This window comes from Bacillus sp. F56 (genome assembly GCF_001748205.1).
Classification (GTDB): Bacteria; Bacillota; Bacilli; order Bacillales; family Bacillaceae; genus Bacillus; species Bacillus stercoris.
The window spans coordinates 224,963-245,560 of record NZ_BDFC01000008.1 but is presented as its reverse complement, the minus strand read 5'-3'; the positions used below and the strand labels follow the sequence as shown (position 1 = coordinate 245,560).

Sequence of the window (20,598 nt, the reverse complement as noted above, 5' to 3'; positions counted from 1 at the left end):
TTCCCCTTTCTTCAGACCTAATCATCTTTAAACTGGTGTTTGATCGGATTGTTTCGCAATCCCGTTCTTCTGATATACGTCTCGGCCTTCACATCGATGGGCAGTTCCGGTAAATACTCTTTGTCCCATGTGTCCTTCATTTTCTCCCACTGCTCCGGATACTTTCTATATATCGTGTCACCAAAACCGATAAAATCTATTTGATTCTTTTTGATCTTTTTCACAGTATGGCTGATTTCCTTTTCCAGCTCTTTGTTGAGCGCTTTTTCAATAGCGGCCAGCACCTTGGGGTCAGACAATTGGAAAGGGTATTTGACAGCATCTATAATACCTTCAACCGACACTTTCACATGGATGTATGGACGTCCGTTCCGCATCTCCGGTACCAGCTTTGTATCCTGATGGGTAACCTGCAAGCTGACCGCATCCTTCGTCTTGTCCCAGTCAGCATTAATAAACGTATGCTGGATCTTATTCATAAGCCAGACTGCCCCCACGCTTTCATCATCTTCAAGCCAATACTTTAAATACCCTGCCTTATCAAAAATCGCCAAACCATCTGCCTGAAGAATGGCTTTCGGGTCAGTCGCCTGCGTGTTTTCCATACTGACTCCTTTTTTATCGTCACCAATCATCATATATCCGGGGATTACCGGTGCCATTGTGTTGGCGGCAAGTGTTTTCAAAACGTCCTGAATGTTGGTTTTGACCACCCGCCCGTATTGCGCCTCGGTGAAATCCAGGGTTTTATTGACTTTATTTGACGGAATTTTATCAATCGGCGTTAAGATTTTCACAATATTTTCAGCTTTTGTTTTATGAGCAACGACGAATGTTGCCGTTGTCCTGAATTCTGTGTCCCGGTCAAGATTATCTAATACAAAATCCAAACCTTCTTCTTTTGCCAGCTTTTCACTGATCACGACCAGATTGGTATGGGCAAAATAAAGCCGGCGTGATACCTTCATGGAGGCTTTCCTGAGTGCTTCCGTCATATTGTTACCCTCAATCGAATAGACAGATACAGGCGGCCTGTCTCCAGCACCGCCTCCTTGAAGGCCGCCGGCAACATTTCCTGGATTGATAATTTGAAGATGCAGCACGTAGTTGCCGTCGTTTGTCCGATCGATGCCAATTGCCGAGATAATCGCAAGATCCGTCAGCTCCCGCTTATCCCAGCAGCCGGGCAGCACAATGACGCTCAAAAGCATGAGAACGGCTAATAGACATTTACGTACCATTCTGATCCCCTTCTTCCAAATCTTTGTTCACCATTCCTCGTGAACCGGCCGGCTCTGGGCGTTGATCTTGCCCCTGCCGCACCTTATCTTTCTTACTGACCGATTCCGGCCTCTTTTCATCGGCCCACCACGGAACCCGGAAAAGCGCGTCCTTTACGCCTTGTGAAGAAAAGGGTGCAAGCGGCGACATATATGGAACGCCAAATGAACGAAGACTGCATAAGTGCACAAACATCATAATGATCCCTAAAATCAGCCCGTAAAAACCCATAACAGCTGAGGCAATAATAAACATAAACCGGATAAGCCGGGCTGAAATCGCCATTGCAAATGCCGGCGTTGCGAAGCTCGCAATCGCGGTGAGTGCCACGATAATCACCATTGCCGGAGAGACGATACCAGCTTGTACGGCAGCCTGGCCGATTACGAGCGCGCCTACGATTGATACTGCCGAGCCAACAACCCGGGGCAGCCTGACCCCCGCTTCCCTCAGAATCTCAAAAGCAACCTCCATCGTTAGCGCCTCCACAACAGCCGGAAACGGAACAATTTCCCGCTGAGCCGCAATGACCACTAACAGCTGAGTCGGTATCATTTCTTGGTGAAACGTTGTGGCTGCCACGTACACAGCCGGAGCCACAAGCGAAATGAAAAAGACTAAAACCCGCAGGATCCGTATGCTTGTCGCAATGTCAAAACGGGAATAATAATCTTCAACAGACTGAAAAAATTGGACAAATAATGCCGGAGCAATAAGCACAAACGGTGTTCCGTCCACAATAATCGCGAATCTTCCTTCTAACAGATTGCCCGCTACAACATCAGGGCGTTCTGTATGATACATAGTCGGAAACGTCGTAAAGGTTTCATCTTCAATCAGCTGCTCAATATATCCAGATTCCAAAATACTGTCAATATCTATTTTTTCCAGGCGCTGCTTCACTTCCTTCAGCACCTTTTCATCACATATTCCTTCAATGTACATGAGGGCGATATCCGTATTTGTGACAGAACCTTTTTTCATTTTTTCAACCCATAAATTCGGGTTTTTAATGTATCGCCGGATCATGGAAATATTGGTTTGCAGAGATTCTGTAAACCCTTGGCGCGGGCCGCGGAATGACACCTGGGTGCTCGGCTCTTGAATGGAGCGCTGCTCTCCCCCTTGAGTGCTGCAAATCAGCGCTTCGGCATAGCCATCGGCAAAAACGAGCGCATTGCCGAGCATTAACTCGGAAAAAAGCTTATCCCAGCTCTTTTCCGCTTTCACCCCGCCCAGTGGGAGCGTTTTTTCAAGAATTTGCTGGATCGCATGAGTATTCTGGATAGACTCATCCTGTACCAATGGATCGATTAACGACTCATGGATCGTGTTATTATCGACCAGCCCAGCAATATAAATAACAGCTAGATGGACACGATCCTGCTCCCCGATTTTAATCTCGCGAATGATAACGTCAGAGCTGCTTCCGACTTCCTTTTTCGTTTCTGCTATATTCTTTGCCAAACTAGGAGAAATGAGAGCCGGCCTTTCTTTTTCTTGCTGCCGTTCCTGATTCTTTTCTTCTGTATTCCGCTTGTCTTTTGAACCGGTATTGTTCTTTCGCTTAGAAAATAAAGGCATACACAAATACCTTTCCTTGTCGTTTTCTCATATTCTTCCTATTAGAATTAAGATTATGCATAGGTTTAGATGCCGTATAACTTCTCCGCCAACGATAGACACTAAAAGCGGAGGATGATGAAGAATGAAGATATTGGGCGTGACAGGAGTCATATTAATTTGTTTATTAACTATTTCTGTATTGATGGACATGCTTCAAGGGTTCAGTTTAACAAAAGCGATTTATAACAATATGTCCAGCTTTAAGATGACAACGTTTGCGGAATGGGTTGTACTTTTATTTTTTGTGTTAGTCCTTGTGAGGGAAATGTACGTGATCTATAAATCGAAAAAAAAGAACCCCTAGAGGGGCGCTTTTTTTCAGGCGATAATATTGCCGTCTAGTGTATCACTGCTGTGTTTGTTGATGGTCCCTTTAAAAATGCGGTTGCCAATGATTTTGGAATTGGTTGAGGTGTTTGTTTGAATAGCTGTCGCAGTGCCTGCGGAGAGGTTATTGATGGTGTTTCCAGAAATGATAGAGCCTGCTGATCCATTGACATAAATCACAATCGGATTCCCGGCTGTTCTGTTGACTGAAATGGTATTATCAAAAATCTCATGCACACCTGTGCTGATATAGACGGTGACCAAAAGCGGAGATTTCTCGAGGTGGTTGCCGATAATTGAGGTTTTTGCACTTGTGGAGCAGTAAATCGGGTAATTTTTAAACTCTTTAAATGTATTGTTTTTGATGATAGCGCCAGCATTATTTGTGACGGAAACAGCATATGATTCCGGGACCGCTTCAAACGTGTCAGGATGCAGTGTATTGCCTTCAATCACCGCATTCCCTTGAGCGATCCAAATGCCCCGGCTGAATTTTCTCAGGAGATTATCTTTAATGATCACGTCGCCTCCGGAGATGTTCACACCGTCAATGACTTGAATGAGACAGTTATTCAGAAACGCGATGTCATCTGACAGCACTGCGCGAAGACCGATGCTACGCCTTGTTTCAGACAGTCCGTTTTGAATGTGGTTTCCGTCTACCTTTACGTCAGAAGACTGATAAACCAATATCCCTGTGTTTTCAAAGTTGCTGATTTTGTTGTTGGTCACAAGAACGCTCTTTCCCCTGACATCAATTCCAGTTGAAAATCCGGTAATCAGATTGCCAGCGATCACCGCATCACTGGTCTCTTTTCCTTGTGACACACCGAGTCCGGTTATCCCGACTCTTGTCGCAGCCGCCGCATCTCCAGAACCTCTCAGAATATTTCCCTTGATCACTGTTTGCGTCCCATATCCATAACTGATTGTATTATCTGAGAGATTTCCTTCTATTAAAACGCCATACCCGTTAAAATTGGTCACAGAACTTGAAACGTTTCCAATAAAGTAGTTATTGCGAATTGATACATTAATCGGTTCCTCATAATCAACATCACCTTCGCCATATCCTTCAATGTCAATTCCGTATTTCGGCGCTGTCCCATTCCCCGTTCCGGCGTCTTCAATCACGCATTCCTCCACTGTGACCATGTCACATCCGGTAATGGAAATGTTATTTCTCCTCGACCGCCGAACCTCACAGCGGCGGATGATAATTTGCTTTGACGTTCGATAATCTTGATTGGTCTTTAATCCCCTCGGACTGACAATGATCCCATCGCCGGTAAAATCAGAAATTTTCACTTGATCAATGACAACATTCGAGCATCCTTCAATACATATGCCAAAGCCCCATTCATGGGTTGACCTTATCCCCGCTGAGGCGTAGATATGCTCATCGCGTTCGCCGATAATTTGTCCCCCGGAAATGGTTATATTCTCTTGCTTGCCTACATAAAATGCGGAATAACCCCAAGAACGATTCGGGATTACTTTCATGATACACTCCGGGTCCATCATAATCTCAAGGTTGCCGGGAACAATGATTCCCGCGTTTCGAAACTTCTGATTAAAATCTCCGCCAAGCGTTCCATCTATTAAATATGTTCCCTTTGGAAACCAGACAGTATGATAGCCTTGAGAAACAGCTGTACTAAGGCACTGATTAATCAGTTCTGTCGAATCCGTTTGACCATCTCCAGGAACACCGAAATCTGCTGCATTTAATATGAATTCAGCCAATTGCGAGCCTCCTTCTCTATGATTACTATCATGTTACTCACAAAGGCCCGGTCTGCTTGTACATTTCTCTAAAATTTTATTAAAAAAATATAAAGGAATAGTTGTGTAAGAAAATCTCACGATAAAGAGTATAAAAATTAGGAGAAAATCACTATTTTTAGGCATTTATAATTTTTCCATTATGGAACTATTTGAAATGAGTATAAATTATATTGACACAAGTATTATATAAGAATATGATTTTTATAATACACTTTTTTTAGAAAGGGTTTGGCTGACATGGCTTCGATTGATAACGAAAGTATCATCAAAAGCGTCCCGCAAAAAGGGTTCTTTGGTCACCCGCGAGGACTATTTACACTATTTTTCACCGAATTTTGGGAGCGTTTCTCTTACTATGGAATGAGAGCAATCTTACTTTACTATTTGTATACAGAGACGGTAAACGGCGGGCTTGGTTTTGACAAAGGCACTGCGGTTGCCATTATGTCGATTTACGGCTCACTCGTATACATGTCCACTATTATTGGCGGATGGCTCGCTGATCGGGTATTCGGTACCGCAAACACCGTGTTTTACGGCGGCATATTCATTATGTTCGGCCACATTGCACTCGCCTATCCGGGCAGTTCGATAGCATTCTATATCAGCATGGTGCTTATCATTGTCGGAACAGGCTTATTAAAACCAAACGTTTCAAGCGTGGTTGGGGATCTTTACACGAAAGAAGACCCGCGCCGCGACTCAGGTTTCAGTATTTTCTACATGGGGATTAACCTCGGTGGTTTACTTGCGCCGTTAATTGTCGGAACACTCGGACAGAAGTACAACTATCATCTCGGCTTCGGAGCTGCCGCGGTCGGAATGCTTCTCGGACTTATCGTATTTGCTTTGACAAGAAAGAAAAACCTCGGTCTTGCAGGTTCCAATGTGCCGAATCCGCTGTCTAAAAAATCTGCGATTGGCACCGGAATCGGTGTGATCATTGTGGCGATCGCAGTGATTATCTCCGTACAAACAGGCGTGCTGACGATCAAGCGTTTCATCGACCTTGTAAGTATTCTCGGTATTTTGATTCCTGTTATTTATTTCATCATTATGTTTACTAGCAAAAAAGCGGACAAAACAGAAAAATCCCGTCTTGCCGCTTACGTTCCTTTGTTTATCGGTGCTGTCATGTTCTGGGCCATTCAGGAACAGGGAGCGACCATTCTTGCGGTATACGCTGATGAACGCATAAGACTTTCTTTGGGTGGATTCGAACTTCAATCATCTTGGTTCCAATCATTAAATCCATTGTTTGTCGTCATATTTGCGCCAATATTCGCATGGCTCTGGATGAAGCTCGGCAAACGCCAGCCGTCTACGCCAGTTAAATTCTCAATCGGAATTATACTTGCCGGATTGTCATTTATCATTATGGTATTCCCGGCTATGCAAGGAAAAGAAGCCCTCGTTAGCCCGCTTTGGCTCGTTCTCAGCTTCCTCCTTGTTGTGCTTGGAGAGCTGTGCCTGTCTCCAGTCGGTTTATCCGTGACAACGAAACTGGCGCCAGCTGCCTTCTCTGCACAGACAATGAGTATGTGGTTTCTGACGAACGCAGCAGCCCAAGCGATCAATGCCCAAGTAGCCGGATTGTTTGATAAAATTCCTGAAACAACGTACTTCGGCACCATCGGTTTGATTTCTATCGTTCTTGGCGGCATTCTCCTGCTGCTCTCGCCGGTGATCAAACGCGCGATGAAAGGGGTCTTATAATCAGAAACAGCCCGCGGATGTTGATCTGCGGGCTGTTTTTTATTGATCAAGCCATTTCCTGAAGCTTTGTTCGAAGGCTTGCGGTTCTTCCAGCATCGGCTGATGGCCGCTCTTTTCAAAAATAACCTTCTCCACATGGGGATATAAATCGTCAACAGTATCCCATAGCGTAACAGGCGCAACCAAATAATCATATCTTCCTAAGCCGATGTACACCGGCACTTGTACATCAGCTAACCGCTGAATGAGATTCAGCCGGGCAAATGTATTCCCCCATAATTCATCCATGATCGGCATATTCGTAAATACGCCATCCCATAAAGCAGCTGCATGCGGCCGCTCTTGATAAAAGCTTTTCGCTTCAGCGCGAATACACATGTGTACGAAGCGTCTTTCAGGATCGTTTTCAATGTCCTGCGGCAAATTCGCGATATCTTTTTCAAATCGTTTCTTTCTCTCAAGACTGGCTGTTTCCATAAAAAATGATTCACTTTTTCGTTGTCTTTCTTCACTGTTATCAGGCGCAGTATTGAAGAGCGCCACCTTCCGGACATGTTCAGGATATGTCCTGGCATACTCTAAAGCCATAAAAGCATGCCCGGAATGTCCCAGGATGATAACATCCTCAAGCTGAAGAAATGTTCTCATCCTTTCAATATCAGCCAAAACGGCATCAAGCCTCGAATCCTCCTCACGAAGCTCTCGTTTAGGCTTAGCAAATCCCCTATGGTCGACAAAGATCCATTGATATTTCTGTTTGATATCTGAGGAAAAAAGGCGCGGGTAGTAAACCGCACTCCCGATCACAAGGATGGGTGCGCCCTCGCCCTCAATTCGATAAGCTAAATCAAAACCGTCCGAGTGACAGATCCCCGTACGTTCCATTTTTCCGCCCCCTTTGTTTTCATTATATAAAAAAAGCCTGACGCATGGCGTCAGGCTCTCGATATTACCGTTTTACTTCTTCCAGGGTCTTTTTCCATCTGCTCAGCACCTCTTCAGGGCTATGAAGCTGGATACAAACACCAGAAGTCAAATCAGCGTATTTCGCAATGTCTTCCTTCACTGAAACGACCCGGCAGGAAAAACGGTCTCTATCATATTCGGCATCTTTCAAAGGCGGCAAAGGCGTGCATTCAAGCTTTACATAATAAGCGGCTCCCTTCCACCATGCCGTGAACTGAGCTTTTCCTGTGCGAAGGATATTGGCCGAAGTCATTGTGTTTTTCCACAGAGCGATTCGGATATCAGTTCGGTTCAGCGCGATCATTTCCCCCGCACTGATCATAGCGGCATGCGGCCAGCCATCCTCTGATACTGTTTGCAGAACGAAGGCCTCATGCTGCTTCTCATTTAGGCGATCCCCGTCAAGCAGTTCAAAAAGACGGTCTGATAGACAGTTCACGCTGATCAAGCCTTTCGTTCCGGCACCGCCGGAACTTCAATGGCTGTTTCTGTTTCCTTCGGATCAATTTTAAACGCCGGATTGTATTTCGCGGGATTTGTAATGCTTTCCGGTTCACAGGATCTCCATGTAAAAAAGCATGTTTGGCACTGATAAACTTCCCATGCGCCTTCTACAGGCGATTTGCTCATGACTTCTCCCTTTTTTGAGTCGCATCGAGGACATGTATGCATTTCGAACATCCTTTCCTTATTTATTCATTAAATCCATTAGTTTTTGTTCCCATTCTTTCGTTGTAAGCGGAGAATCAAGCGGCTGTGAATAGTGGCCTCTTGTTTCCGGCGCAACCGGTGTAGTCGCGTCAAGAATCATTTTGTGAGTGATTCCTGACGGATTAGATCCCGGATCAAGCGGCAGAACAGATAAGTCCGGAATGATGACCGCATCGTGTTTCGGATGCATTTTGGTCGAAAGCGCCCACATGACCTGCGGCAGGTTGAATGGATCGACATCCTCATCAACAACAATGACCATTTTGCAGTAGCCAAGTCCGTGCGGTGTGGTCAATGCGCGCATGCCGACCGCTTTCGCAAATCCGCCATAACGGGTTTTTGTGGATACAATCGCGATTAAACCGTGTGTGTACATGGCGTTTACTGCCACAATTTCGTTCGGATACGCTTCTTTTAACTGCTGATAAAGCGGCACGCATGTGTTAATGCCGATCATGTAATCGCATTCTGTCCAAGGCATGCCTAAGTATAAATGTTCAAAGATCGGATTGTTTCTGTGATAGACGCGTTTAATTTTAATGATCGGCATGCTGCGTCCGCCGGAATAATGGCCTGTGAATTCACCGAACGGCCCTTCATATTCGCGCTCTCCGGCAATAATCTCACCTTCAAGCACCACTTCAGCGCCCCACGGAACATCAAGATCAGACAGCTTTGATTTGACGATGCGATATGGTTCGCCTTGAATCGCGCCTGCCATTTCGTATTCTGATTGATCATAGAGAAGCGGAGTCGATGCCGCTGTTGTAATAACCGGCTCACAGCCAAGCGCAATCGTGACTGGAAGATTGATGCCGCGTTCTTCAGCTTGGCGCAAATGGATGGCAATATCGTGCTGCGGGACAGGCTGAATGCCGAGGCGGTCTTTTCCTTTGACCTGCATTCTGTAAATGCCGACATTTTGTTTGCCGAAGTTGTCAGGGTCTTCAAGATCACGGGAAATGACACATGCTTTGTCTAAATAGTAGCCTCCATCACCTTGGTTAATTCTGAAAAGAGGCAGTATATCGAACAAATTGATATCTTTTGTGATTTCATTTTCATGAAATGGCGCTGTTTCCTCACGTTTGACCGGCATCGGAAACTGGTCATAACGCTTTGCGAATTCAAAAAACTGTTCTTTTACCGGTGTGTCTTTCGGCATGCCCAGCATCATTGCATGGTTCGGCCAAGAGCCGATGACATTCATCGCAATTCGCGCGTTATGATAGCCATAAATGTTGTCAAATAAGAGCGCGGGGCTTTTATCGCCAAGGTTGCTGGCTGCGCGTGCGGCGGCCCCTAAATCAGGCTCCGGCTTTACCTCTTCATTCACTGTAAGCAGCTGTCCTTCTTTTTCGAGGGCTGCGAGAAATTCTCTGAAATCTTGATAAGCCATGATCAAGCTCCTCCTTTATGTTTTTCAATCCCATTCCAGCGCTTCGCTTCAGGAAGGCGAATGCCGAATTGATCCAACGTTCTAAATACAATATGGTCAACCATTTCCTCTAAGCTGCTCGGCTGATTATAAAATGCCGGCATCGGAGGAAGAATGATTGTACCCATTTTCGTAAGCGCTAGCATATTTTCGAGATGTATTTGGTTCAAAGGCGTCTCTCTCGTTAAGAGGACGAGTTTTTTTCTCTCCTTGAGCATGACATCCGCCGCACGTGTCAGCAGATTATCCGCCATTCCGGTGCGAATGCTTGCGAGAGATTTCATGCTGCACGGCGCAACGATCATTCCATCGGTATCAAACGATCCGCTTGAAATGGCTGCCGCCTGGTCCTTATGTGAGTAAGTGTATGTGACCAGCTGTTCTACCTCCTGTAAGGTATAGCCTGTTTCGTGTTTGATCGTGACGTTCGCCCAAGGAGACACAACGAGATGGGTTTCCACTTCGGCGGCCTTCAGCCACTGCAGCAGCCTGACCCCGAAAATCGCCCCTGTTGCCCCTGTCATTCCGACAACGAGTTTCACTTTGCCCCCTCCTTTACGCTTGAATTCTGCTTTCATTTCAATCATACTCCTGATATATCCATATGAAAAATATCTATAAAATCTATATTTAATACTTAAAAGGTATATTAAGGAGGCGCTTTCTTTTGGACATTCGCCAGCTTCGATACTTCATTACCATTGCCCAAGAACAGAAAATCACGTCCGCAGCCAAAAAGCTTCACATGGCGCAGCCGCCTTTAAGCAGGCAGCTCAAACAGCTGGAGGACGAACTTGGTGTTGTTCTGTTTGATCGGAACAAGAAAAAACAAATGACGCTTACATATGAAGGAACTGTTTTTCTGAAAAGAGCAAAAGAGATTTTGCATAGGTTTGAAGATGCCGTCATCGAGGTACAGGAGCTGAAGGAGGAGGTAGCCGGCACGCTTGCCGTGGGTTCAACAATTTATTGCGCGGCTCTGATGCTTGAAAAAGTCACACAGATCAAAGAGAGATACCCCCATCTCACCTTTAATATTTGGGAAAATGAGCCTGCGACACTGTTGGAACTGCTGGAAAGCCGGCAAATCGATGCGGCGGTCACGACAACACTGATCAAAAGTGACAGAGTACAATTCAAGCAGCTTGATGACATTCCATGTGTGCTCGTGCTTTCAGATGAAGCCGGATATCCGTGCGGAGACACGATTAAGATGGAGGACATTCCTTCGTTTCCGCTGATACTACTCCGGCCTGTTAACGGAAAAGGCGTTTATAATCAGGTCATGAATGAATTTCATCGTTTGAACCTGAAGCCGAGCATTGTTTGTGAATGCCATGACTCTGCAACTTTGCTCAGCCTCGTGTCATCCGGTTTTGGCGCGTCTATTCTGCCTGTCACAATGATTCCCGTTCATATGCGAAATCACGTTCACACCGTTCATATCGAAAATAATCCCTTCATTATGACGCCGGCTGTCATGTGGAGAACGGACAGTTATTTGCCTAAACCGGCACAGCAATTTTTGGATTTATTTTAAAAGATTTTGTCTTATGAAAACCAAATACTTGACTCATACTAAAAAAAAGTTATCCTTTAGATTTGTAAGCTAATTTTTTATTTCAATAAAATCAACCAGAAAAGTGGGGAATAAGATGAAAAAAGCATTATTGGCTTTATTCATGGTCGTAAGTATTGCAGCTCTTGCAGCTTGCGGAGCAGGAAATGACAATCAGTCAAAAGATAATGCCAAAGATGGCGATCTTTGGGCTTCAATCAAGAAAAAAGGTGTGCTCACAGTCGGAACGGAAGGAACATATGAGCCGTTCACTTACCACGACAAAGACACTGACAAGCTGACTGGCTATGATGTCGAAGTCATCACAGAAGTCGCAAAACGCCTCGGGCTTAAAGTCGATTTTAAAGAAACACAATGGGACAGCATGTTTGCCGGCCTGAATTCCAAACGGTTTGACGTTGTTGCCAACCAAGTCGGAAAAACAGATCGTGAAAACCAATATGATTTCTCAGATAAATACACAACATCAAGAGCCGTTGTCGTAACGAAAAAAGACAACAACGATATTAAGTCTGAAGCAGATGTAAAAGGAAAAACGTCAGCTCAATCACTGACAAGCAACTACAACAAATTAGCTACGAATGCCGGCGCTAAAGTAGAAGGCGTTGAGGGCATGGCGCAGGCCCTCCAAATGATCCAGCAAGGCCGCGTTGATATGACCTACAACGATAAGCTTGCCGTATTGAACTACTTAAAAACATCCGGCAACAAAAACGTGAAGATCGCGTTTGAAACAGGCGATCCGCAGGAAACGTATTTCACGTTCCGTAAAGGAAGCGGCGAGGTTGTTGATCAAGTCAACAAAGCATTAAAAGAAATGAAAGAGGACGGGACTCTTTCTAAAATTTCTAAAAAATGGTTCGGCGAAGATGTTTCTAAATAATCTGCCGGCATTGACGCTTGGCACGGCGATCCCGTGGGATCTGGTGCAGCAGTCATTCTGGCCGATACTTTCAGGGGGAATCTACTATACGATTCCCCTTACGATTCTTTCCTTTATATTTGGAATGATTCTGGCGCTGATTACGGCGCTTGCCAGAATGTCGAAAGTGAGACCTTTGAGATGGGTGTTCAGCGTATACGTATCCGCAATACGCGGCACTCCTCTTCTCGTTCAATTGTTCATCATTTTCTATCTGTTCCCGGCCTTTAACATCACATTAGATCCATTTCCAAGCGCAGTTATCGCCTTTTCATTAAACGTCGGCGCCTATGCATCTGAAATCATCCGGGCATCTATTTTATCCGTGCCGAAAGGGCAATGGGAGGCCGGCTACACAATCGGCATGACACATCAGAAAACGCTGTTCCGCGTCATACTGCCGCAGGCGTTTCGTGTGTCGATCCCGCCATTATCCAATACTTTTATCAGCCTGATTAAAGATACATCCCTCGCCTCTCAAATTCTGGTCGCTGAGCTGTTCAGAAAAGCCCAGGAAATCGGCGCGCGGAATCTTGATCAAATTTTAGTGATCTATATTGAAGCAGCCTTTATTTATTGGATTATCTGCTTCCTGCTTTCACTCGTCCAGCATGTCATCGAACGGCGTCTTGACCGCTACGTGGCCAAATAAGGAGGTTCCGAGTATGCTTACCGTTAAAGGATTAAACAAATCATTCGGTGAAAATGAAATTTTAAAAAAGATAGATATGAAGATTGAAAAAGGAAAAGTCATCGCCATACTTGGGCCTTCAGGTTCAGGGAAAACGACGCTGCTCCGCTGCCTGAACGCGCTGGAGATCCCGAATCGCGGAGAGCTTGCATTTGATGATTTCTCCATCGATTTCTCCAAAAAGGTGAAACAGGCGGATATCCTAAAGCTTCGCCGAAAATCCGGAATGGTGTTTCAGGCGTATCACCTGTTCCCGCACCGCACAGCCCTCGAAAACGTGATGGAGGGCCCTGTTCAGGTGCAAAAACGGAACAAAGAGGAAGTCAGAAAAGAAGCGATCCAGCTTCTTGATAAAGTCGGATTGAAGGACAAAATGGATTTATATCCGTTCCAGCTTTCCGGCGGCCAGCAGCAGCGTGTCGGCATCGCCCGCGCACTGGCGATTCAGCCTGAGCTCATGCTGTTTGACGAACCGACCTCAGCGCTTGATCCGGAGCTCGTCGGAGAGGTGCTGAAGGTTATCAAGGACTTAGCCAATGAAGGCTGGACCATGGTCGTGGTGACCCACGAAATCAAGTTCGCGCAGGAGGTTGCCGATGAAGTCATCTTCATCGACGGCGGTGTAATCGTGGAGCAGGGACCGCCGGAGCAAATTTTCTCCGCACCAAAAGAAGAACGGACACAGCGGTTCTTGAACCGGATTTTGAACCCGCTGTAATAAGAAAAACAGGGCGCCAGCGCCCTGTTTCAGATTATTGACAAAATCCTAAAACGATTTTCGTTTTAGGATTTTGTGATTTTCAGCGTGATTGAAAACCTTTGAAGTCTAGGAAGGGCGAGCATTGGAGCACAGCGAATGTTAAATTCGTGAGCACCGAAGCACAGGCCTGACAACGAATGCAAGGGTTTGCCAACACGCTGAAACAGGGCGCCTGCGGCGGCCCTGTTTTTTTGTTGAGCCCCTTTCGCCTATTCCGCCCTTCTGTCAGATGTGCTACAATGACAATCGACTGATTTTACGAAAGAAGGGACCTCACGTGAAGCAAGAACTTGTTCTGCGCTGGACATTTTATTTTGCCGGTTTGATCATTTTGGCTTTTGGTGTATCCCTGACGATAGAAGGAAAAGCACTCGGCATTAGTCCGTGGGATGCATTTCATTACAGCCTGTTTCAGCACTACGGGCTTACCGTCGGCCAGTGGTCCATCATTATTGGAGCGCTCATCGTCGGATTAACGTCATTGTTCACGAGGGCTTGGCCAAAAATTGGAGCGATCCTGAATATGGTGCTCATCGGTGTATTTATAGACTTTTTCAATTTTCTTCTGCCTGCTCCCTCGACCTACACGGGCTCCGTCATCGTCTTCTCTCTCGGCGTGGTGCTGATCGGTTACGGCGTCGGTGTTTATGTATCAGCAGGCCTTGGCGCGGGGCCGCGTGATTCACTGATGATGCTGATTACAGAAAAAACCGGCTGGAATGTGCAATGGGTGCGGAACGGCATGGAATTAACTATTTTATTTGCGGCATGGGGCATGGGCGGCCCGATCGGTTTTGGCACCATTTTGACCGCCATCTTCACCGGACTCATTTTGCGCTTTTCATTGCCGCAGTCAATCCAGCTGCTGAATTATGCCGTGGCAAGGCGGACAGCCGCTGTGAAAGCATCTCCGCCTGTACACTAAAACAAAGCCGTCTTGGCTTTGTTTTTTATTTTCTCCTCTATATGAGTCTTGTTGATGTATGATAGGATGGTTTTGACAATCTTTTGCAGACGGAGGACCTAGAATGAAGATTTACGGAATTTATATGGACCGCCCGCTTTCACAGGAAGAGACTGAACGGTTCATGTCTTTCATATCGCCTGAAAAACGGGAGAAATGCCGGAGATTTTATCATAAAGAAGATGCACACCGCACCCTGCTGGGAGATGTGCTTGTTCGTTCAGTCATAAGCGGGCAGTATCAGTTGGACAAATCTGATATCCGCTTTAGCACGCAGGAATACGGGAAGCCCTGCATCCCTGATCTTCCTGACGCCCATTTCAACATTTCTCATTCCGGCCGCTGGGTCATTGGTGCGTTTGATTCACAGCCCATCGGCATCGATATTGAAAAAATGAAACCGATCAGCCTTGAGATCGCCAAGCGCTTCTTTTCAAAAACAGAGTACAGCGACCTTTTAGCCAAAAACAAGGACGAGCAAACAGACTATTTTTATCATCTATGGTCAATGAAAGAAAGCTTTATCAAACAGGAGGGCAAGGGGTTATCACTACCGCTTGATTCCTTTTCAGTGCGCCTGCATCAGGACGGAGAAGTATCCATTGAGCTTCCGGACAGCCATTCCCCCTGCTATATCAAAACGTATGATGTCGATCCCGGCTACAAAATGGCTGTATGCGCCGCGCACCCTGATTTCCCCGAGGATATCACAATGGTCTCGTACGAAGAGCTTTTATAAATGGCTCATCAACAGCTTGACACCGCGATCAATATCTTCCGTTTTCACATTGGATATATTGATTTTTAATAGATTTTCTTTTGGATAACCTGATAAATAATGACGGTCTATCGCCTCAAGGTGAACCCCTTGTTTTTTCAGTCTATGAATCACTCTTGAGGCCGGTAGATCCACAGGAAGCACCAGATGGGTGTGCATACAGGGTGCCTGACCGCCTGAAAACGTAAAGCGGCCGCTTCCCAGCTGCCTGTGGGTTTGTATGGCTTGATGAAGCCTCAGTGATCGCTCCTTATAGGAATCTCTGATTTTCTCCTTGTGCCTGCCATACATACCGCTTTTCAGATAAATCTCCAATGCCGCTTGAGAAATCATCGAACAGTCGATGTCGTTCAGCTTTTTGTACGCATGAAACGTGTCAGTCAGTGCTTCGGGCAAAACAGCCGCCCCCACGCGAAGGCCGGGAAACATCATTTTCGAGAAGCTTTTTAAATATATGACATGTGAGGACAGGTCATATGCGTGCAGCGGATCTGCCTTTTTATTTTCCTCAAGATCACCAAGATAATCATCCTCAACGAGATAGACATCATACGCTTCTGCCAGTCTTACAAGCTCTTGTTTCTCTTGCTCTGACAAAGAGCAGCCAAGCGGGTTATGGAAGCGCGGCATCGTGTAAAAAAATTTGATCGATTCTGTTTGAAAAAGCCGCTCAACCTCGGTTAAATTAAGCCCCTCTTCCGTTCGTTTCACTCCGATGGCGGGAATTCCAAGCGTCTCAAGCTGTTCGACCATCAAATGGTAGCCCGGCTGTTCAATGGCGATCTTCTCTTTCCCATTTGGAAACGGCATGGCACAAAGCAAGGATAACGCCTGCTGGACACCTGAAGTAATGAAAATGTGCCGTTCATCCGCAAATACCTGCTGATTGGCCAAGAGCTTTCGGAGTACACGGATGAGTGATGGAAGCCCCTTTGGCGTCCCATAAATAAACAAATCGTTTTTGTATGTATCAATCGCTTTGTTGATGCAGTGCTGAAAATCAAGATACGGAAACACATCAGGATCCGGCGCAGAAGTGGCAAAGTCGATGGGGCCAGGCTGCCCGCTTTTTGATTTCCCTGTCTTTTTCACAATATAATAGCCGCTTTTCGGAACGGAATAGATAAGGTGGCGCTTTTCCAGCTCCTGCAGTGCGCGGATCACTGTGCTTTTGCTGACTTGGTGGCGGGCGGACAGCTGACGGATAGATGGAAGCCTGTCTCCTTCTTGATAGGCGGTGCTTTGCATCATCTCCTCTATCCTCGTTAATAGACACATATATTTCTCCATGTCTTCTCCTCCTGTTTTGTACCGGTACAGTTCATTGTTTTTCTCATTGTACCGTGCTGACCGCGGCCATACAATAAAGGGAGCGACCGGCGCTGCAATTCAGGTAAAGGAGCACCTCCCATTATGGTTAAACATCAGCAAGCCTCCGCTTATATAGCGGCTGTTTTATATTCGGTTATTATCGGTTTATCCTTTCTATTCGTAAAAATCGCACTGCAAACAGCAGAGCCGTTTGATATTCTGGCGCACCGGTTCACCATTGCGTTTGCTGCGGCCACTGTACCTGTCTTATTCGGCTGGGTAAAGCTTTCAATCCGCGTAAAGGACGTCATTGCCATTTTGCCGCTCGCCCTGCTGTATCCCGCGCTATTTTTCAGCTTTCAGGCATTCGGCCTTGTGTACTCGTCCTCATCTGAAGCGGGGGTTATTCAGGCAGCCATTCCGATTTTCACGATGGTGTTTGCCGCTTATGTTTTAAAGGAACGCCCGACGTGGATGCAAAAGGGGTTCACGGTTTTATCCGTTGCCGGTGTCATGTTTATTTTTGTGATGAAAGGCGTTGACGTGGAATCAGCCAGCTTAAAAGGGTCTTTGCTGATACTGTTGTCCGCCTTGTCTTCAGCGATGTACAATACCGCTGCCAGAAAAATGACGCAGCGGTTCAAGCTGACCGAGCTTACCTACATCATGTCTGCCATCGGCTTTGTCGTCTTCAACGCCATTGCCCTTGTGCGCCACGGAGCGGCGGGAACTGTCGGCACTTATTTTCAGCCATTCCAGGAGCCCGGCTTCGTTCTCTCTATTTTGTATTTGGGCGTGCTGTCTTCACTTGTCACTTCATTCTTGTCTAACTATACGCTGTCACGGATTGAGGCGTTTAAAATGAGTGCTTTTAATCATGTATCTACTATCGTAACGATGATTGCAGGAGTGGTGATTCTAAACGAAAGCCTTGCCTGGTATCACTTTGCCGGAGCAGTTTGTATTATGATTGGCGTGCTGGGGAGCAATACCGATCTGCAGAAAAAAACAAAGCGCTCTGGTATGCCTGCAAAAAAATGAGAAATTATGCTAGACTGAAAGGAAAAACATGGTTAGAGGTGTAGGTTTACCGTATGATTCAATATGCTAGTGAAAGTATCATTCTTCCAGGAGAAATCACTTTTAAGGATGTAAGAGAAATCTTTTTTTATCAAATCGCAAAAATGTCATGCTTTTACTTTCTGTTGTGTTGCGCCATATTTGCTGCAGTTAACTTCATTAACGGATGGCCCCGTATCGTTTATGGCAGTGACGCGCTTAACTTGTTTATGAACAGTATGTTGATTATCGTGATGTCCGTTCTGTTTACACTGCTGCTCCTCCTTCTTCTATATGTGAAGTTTTCCAGAGCATACAAGAGGAACGAACGGATGAAATCCAAAAGAACATATACTGTGAATCAAGAAGGAATTCGTATAAGTTCTAAAAAATATGACCTCATTTTCAATTGGAATGAACTCACAGCTGTTTTCGAATATAAGAATATCTTCCGCATCAATACATCCAGCAGCCAATATATTGCGATACCAAAACATTTTTTTCATTCCGAAGTGGAGATGAACAGATTCAAGGAGATTATCCTTAAAAATTCCGAAACAAAAAAACTCAAATTTAAAAAGGATCGGCATTGATAGTGCCGGTCCTTTTATATTGATTGATGTGTTTCTTTTGCCTTTTGTTTATCGAAAAACGGCACAAGCTCTATTACAGCCGATACACCCACAAACACGATACACACAGCAACAATCAGCAGATAATCATGAGTCATGTCAAAAAACAAACCGCCCGTATACACACTGAGAGCCCCGGCAACCTGATGGATAAAGAAATTGATGCCTAACAGCGAACCTATCAATCCTGTTTGATAGCTTTCTGAAATTGACGCCGCGGTCAGCGGGATCACGCCTGTGTAACTGAGTCCAAATAACAGGATAAAGCCAAAATACCAAAGTTCGCTGTGATGAATTCCGAGAATGGGGATGAGCAGGCAAATCAGGCTGAGCAGCCGGATGAAAAATAAGATGGATAGCATGATGCTTCTGCTGCCGAGGAGATCTGACAGCCAGCCCGCTAATAATCCGCCAATGATAATAAACGCCCCGAACGCGGCCATCATTCCGTTAACATGAGAGACATGCGCATCCTTCAGTATCGGGACGAGGTGAGCATCAATGATTCCCATCGTAAATCCGCAAGTAAACACCCCGAAGTACAGGATATGAATGAGGCGAGACTGCTTCATCAAGTTCCAAAATCCCCGCCAGTCATAAGATTTTTTCACTGACTGCACTTGTGCATGTGGCGGGTGCTTCATCCCGAAGGCGAGGAGCGGCAGCAGAACAGCCGCCATGACGATTCCCAAAATGGTATAGGTGATCTGCCAGCCGGCATGGTACGGAGCCGCTGCCCAAATGGGCGAGAGAAGCAGCAAGCCCGCAGAGTTGGCATTGGTCAAAATAGCAAGCGCCAGACCTTTGTGTGTGTCAAACCAGCGGCTGATGAAATACTGGGTTGTCACGCCGACCGCACAGGAATAGCCGATCCCGCCAAGCACACCGTAAATAGCGGAAAACACATGAACATTTGGTGAATACGGAAGCACCAAAAAGCTAGCGCTGATGCAAACAGCCCCCAGCGCCATAATTTTTCTGACACTGAACCGGTCGATAAAAAAACCGACAAAAAACTGGACGATGCCGGTTGTGATCATAAAAATGCTGACAGAAACCGAGATCAGCGACCTGTCGGCATGGAAGGCATCCGCCATTGGAAGCATAAAAAATTGAAAGGAGTTTCTGAATGAGTTCATTCCGATGGCGAAAACAAACGTAAACAGCAATACAAACCATTTCATCCTGGGAGACGTGCGCATGTTTTGACCCGCCTTTATTTGAGTATTTCGACTATTATACCATGCAAAAATTGACATTCCACACTAAAAAAGCGGAACAGCCTGAGCTGTCCGCTTTTGATCACGATTGAATGATCGGATGCTGATTCAAGATTGCAAAAATCCGTTCTGCGACTTCTTCCGTTTGTGACAGCAGGAACATGTGGCCGCCGTCAAATTGATGGAATGTGATGTCTTTTGCCCACTTCTTCCAGCCTTCCGCATCTCGAATGCATTTTTTATCATCAAGCCCGTTAAAGACATGAACAGGCGATTGGATCTGGGCCAGATCGTGAAGCACAAATTGTTCAAGCGCCCGGTAGTCCGATCGGAAGGAAGGCAGGAAAAAGGACATGACCTCCTTATTTTCAACAAGCTCTGCGGGCATTCCGCCTAATTTGATAATATGATCAAGGAATTGATCATCAGGCAGATGGGACACTTTCTTCCGCTGAATATGAGGCGGCTGTATCGCAGAAATGATAACGGCCTGTGGAAAGATGCCTTCCCGCTCAAGCTTTTGCGCCAGCCTGAAGGTGATCATGCCGCCCATACTGTGTCCGAACAGCACAAACGGCCGATCAGGGCCCAGGTTCAGTTCTTGCTTGTACAAATCCGTCAGCTCTTCGAGATCCTCAATGGCTGTCGTTTGATTCGTGCCGTGTCCCGGCGGCTCAGCAGCAAGCATCTCACACTCCCCCTGCAAAAAAGCATGGAGAGGGCGAAACGACGCTGAGTAGCCGCCGGCAAACGGAAAACAGATGAGCTGCGTTTTTTCCGACGCATCAAATGATTTGAAGAGTTGGCTCATTGGCTGTCTCCTCCTTTC

General features: G+C 46.0%; 21 protein-coding genes. 10 read left to right on the top strand and 11 right to left on the bottom strand.

The features are described from left to right. Nucleotides 1-17: 17 nt before the first annotated feature. Complete coding sequence (gerKC, locus tag BFW96_RS14850) at nt 18-1,241, bottom strand: spore germination protein GerKC (RefSeq protein ID WP_069839849.1); 1,224 nt, start codon at nt 1,239-1,241, stop codon at nt 18-20. Beyond that, a complete protein-coding gene (gene gerKA / locus BFW96_RS14845; RefSeq protein ID WP_069839848.1) occupies nt 1,231-2,865 on the bottom strand; it encodes a spore germination protein GerKA in 1,635 nt (544 codons plus the stop codon). The genes gerKC and gerKA overlap by 11 nt, the downstream gene beginning before the upstream one ends. Nucleotides 2,866-2,989: 124 nt before the next feature. Between gerKA and BFW96_RS14840 the strand changes: the two genes are divergently transcribed. After that, nucleotides 2,990-3,211, top strand: a complete 222-nt coding sequence (locus tag BFW96_RS14840) for a YczF family membrane protein (RefSeq protein ID WP_069839847.1) — start codon at nt 2,990-2,992, stop codon at nt 3,209-3,211. Nucleotides 3,212-3,225: 14 nt separating this feature from the next. Here BFW96_RS14840 and BFW96_RS14835 read toward each other — a convergent pair whose 3' ends face one another. Continuing rightward, a complete protein-coding gene (locus BFW96_RS14835; RefSeq protein WP_069839846.1) occupies nt 3,226-4,980 on the bottom strand; it encodes a right-handed parallel beta-helix repeat-containing protein in 1,755 nt (584 codons plus the stop codon). 279 nt (nt 4,981-5,259) lie between these two features. Here BFW96_RS14835 and BFW96_RS14830 point away from each other — a divergent pair, with 279 nt between their 5' ends. Further along, complete coding sequence (locus tag BFW96_RS14830; protein ID WP_014662760.1) at nt 5,260-6,738, top strand: peptide MFS transporter; 1,479 nt, start codon at nt 5,260-5,262, stop codon at nt 6,736-6,738. A gap of 39 nt (nt 6,739-6,777) precedes the next feature. Here the strand turns inward: BFW96_RS14830 and BFW96_RS14825 are convergent, their stop codons facing one another. The 5 genes from BFW96_RS14825 to BFW96_RS14805 all read right to left on the bottom strand — a co-directional run bounded on the left by BFW96_RS14825 (nt 6,778) and on the right by BFW96_RS14805 (nt 10,431). Then, nucleotides 6,778-7,623: an alpha/beta fold hydrolase gene (locus BFW96_RS14825; RefSeq protein ID WP_069839845.1), complete on the bottom strand. Its 846-nt coding sequence runs from the start codon at nt 7,621-7,623 to the stop codon at nt 6,778-6,780. 64 nt (nt 7,624-7,687) lie between these two features. Next, nucleotides 7,688-8,152: a pyridoxamine 5'-phosphate oxidase family protein gene (locus tag BFW96_RS14820; protein WP_069839844.1), complete on the bottom strand. Its 465-nt coding sequence runs from the start codon at nt 8,150-8,152 to the stop codon at nt 7,688-7,690. After that, on the bottom strand, nt 8,149-8,376 hold the full coding sequence (bsdD, locus tag BFW96_RS14815; RefSeq protein ID WP_019257455.1) for a phenolic acid decarboxylase subunit BsdD: 228 nt from the start codon (nt 8,374-8,376) through the stop codon (nt 8,149-8,151). The genes BFW96_RS14820 and bsdD overlap by 4 nt, the downstream gene beginning before the upstream one ends. A gap of 16 nt (nt 8,377-8,392) precedes the next feature. Beyond that, the gene (bsdC, locus tag BFW96_RS14810; protein WP_069839843.1) at nt 8,393-9,814 is read right to left on the bottom strand and encodes a phenolic acid decarboxylase BsdC; all 1,422 of its coding nucleotides are present in this window, start codon (nt 9,812-9,814) and stop codon (nt 8,393-8,395) included. 2 nt (nt 9,815-9,816) lie between these two features. Beyond that, the gene (locus BFW96_RS14805; RefSeq protein ID WP_069839842.1) at nt 9,817-10,431 is read right to left on the bottom strand and encodes a non-oxidative hydroxyarylic acid decarboxylases subunit B; all 615 of its coding nucleotides are present in this window, start codon (nt 10,429-10,431) and stop codon (nt 9,817-9,819) included. Between the two features lie 89 nt (nt 10,432-10,520). Here BFW96_RS14805 and bsdA point away from each other — a divergent pair, with 89 nt between their 5' ends. The 6 genes from bsdA to BFW96_RS14775 all read left to right on the top strand — a co-directional run bounded on the left by bsdA (nt 10,521) and on the right by BFW96_RS14775 (nt 15,508). Next, nucleotides 10,521-11,393 carry a transcriptional regulator BsdA gene (gene bsdA, locus BFW96_RS14800; protein ID WP_069839841.1) on the top strand — a complete coding sequence of 291 codons (873 nt, stop codon included), beginning with the start codon at nt 10,521-10,523 and terminating at the stop codon, nt 11,391-11,393. A gap of 115 nt (nt 11,394-11,508) precedes the next feature. Then, nucleotides 11,509-12,315, top strand: coding sequence for a cystine ABC transporter substrate-binding lipoprotein TcyA (tcyA, locus tag BFW96_RS14795; protein ID WP_069839840.1), 807 nt, complete (start codon nt 11,509-11,511; stop codon nt 12,313-12,315). After that, entirely contained in the window at nt 12,302-13,006 is a 705-nt protein-coding gene (gene tcyB, locus BFW96_RS14790) for a cystine ABC transporter permease TcyB (RefSeq protein WP_014662754.1), read from the top strand. Before tcyA ends, tcyB begins: the two co-directional genes overlap by 14 nt. Before the next feature lie 13 nt (nt 13,007-13,019). Next, a complete protein-coding gene (gene tcyC, locus BFW96_RS14785; RefSeq protein WP_003246629.1) occupies nt 13,020-13,763 on the top strand; it encodes a cystine ABC transporter ATP-binding protein TcyC in 744 nt (247 codons plus the stop codon). Nucleotides 13,764-14,082: 319 nt separating this feature from the next. Continuing rightward, complete coding sequence (locus BFW96_RS14780) at nt 14,083-14,730, top strand: YczE/YyaS/YitT family protein (RefSeq protein WP_069839839.1); 648 nt, start codon at nt 14,083-14,085, stop codon at nt 14,728-14,730. A 103-nt stretch (nt 14,731-14,833) separates the two neighbouring features. Beyond that, nucleotides 14,834-15,508 carry a 4'-phosphopantetheinyl transferase gene (locus tag BFW96_RS14775; RefSeq protein ID WP_069839838.1) on the top strand — a complete coding sequence of 225 codons (675 nt, stop codon included), beginning with the start codon at nt 14,834-14,836 and terminating at the stop codon, nt 15,506-15,508. Here BFW96_RS14775 and BFW96_RS14770 read toward each other — a convergent pair. After that, nucleotides 15,503-16,837, bottom strand: coding sequence for an aminotransferase-like domain-containing protein (locus BFW96_RS14770; RefSeq protein WP_069839837.1), 1,335 nt, complete (start codon nt 16,835-16,837; stop codon nt 15,503-15,505). The genes BFW96_RS14775 and BFW96_RS14770 overlap by 6 nt on opposite strands. Before the next feature lie 123 nt (nt 16,838-16,960). Here BFW96_RS14770 and BFW96_RS14765 point away from each other — a divergent pair, with 123 nt between their 5' ends. Together BFW96_RS14765 and BFW96_RS14760 are read left to right on the top strand one after the other, a co-directional pair. Continuing rightward, nucleotides 16,961-17,899, top strand: coding sequence for a DMT family transporter (locus BFW96_RS14765; protein WP_069839836.1), 939 nt, complete (start codon nt 16,961-16,963; stop codon nt 17,897-17,899). Nucleotides 17,900-17,952: 53 nt separating this feature from the next. Beyond that, nucleotides 17,953-18,510, top strand: a complete 558-nt coding sequence (locus BFW96_RS14760; RefSeq protein WP_069839835.1) for a YcxB family protein — start codon at nt 17,953-17,955, stop codon at nt 18,508-18,510. 14 nt (nt 18,511-18,524) lie between these two features. Here the strand turns inward: BFW96_RS14760 and BFW96_RS14755 are convergent, their stop codons facing one another. Beyond that, complete coding sequence (locus BFW96_RS14755; protein WP_069839834.1) at nt 18,525-19,751, bottom strand: MFS transporter; 1,227 nt, start codon at nt 19,749-19,751, stop codon at nt 18,525-18,527. Between the two features lie 100 nt (nt 19,752-19,851). Continuing rightward, complete coding sequence (gene srfAD / locus BFW96_RS14750; protein ID WP_040084195.1) at nt 19,852-20,580, bottom strand: surfactin biosynthesis thioesterase SrfAD; 729 nt, start codon at nt 20,578-20,580, stop codon at nt 19,852-19,854. Nucleotides 20,581-20,598 lie beyond the last annotated feature (18 nt).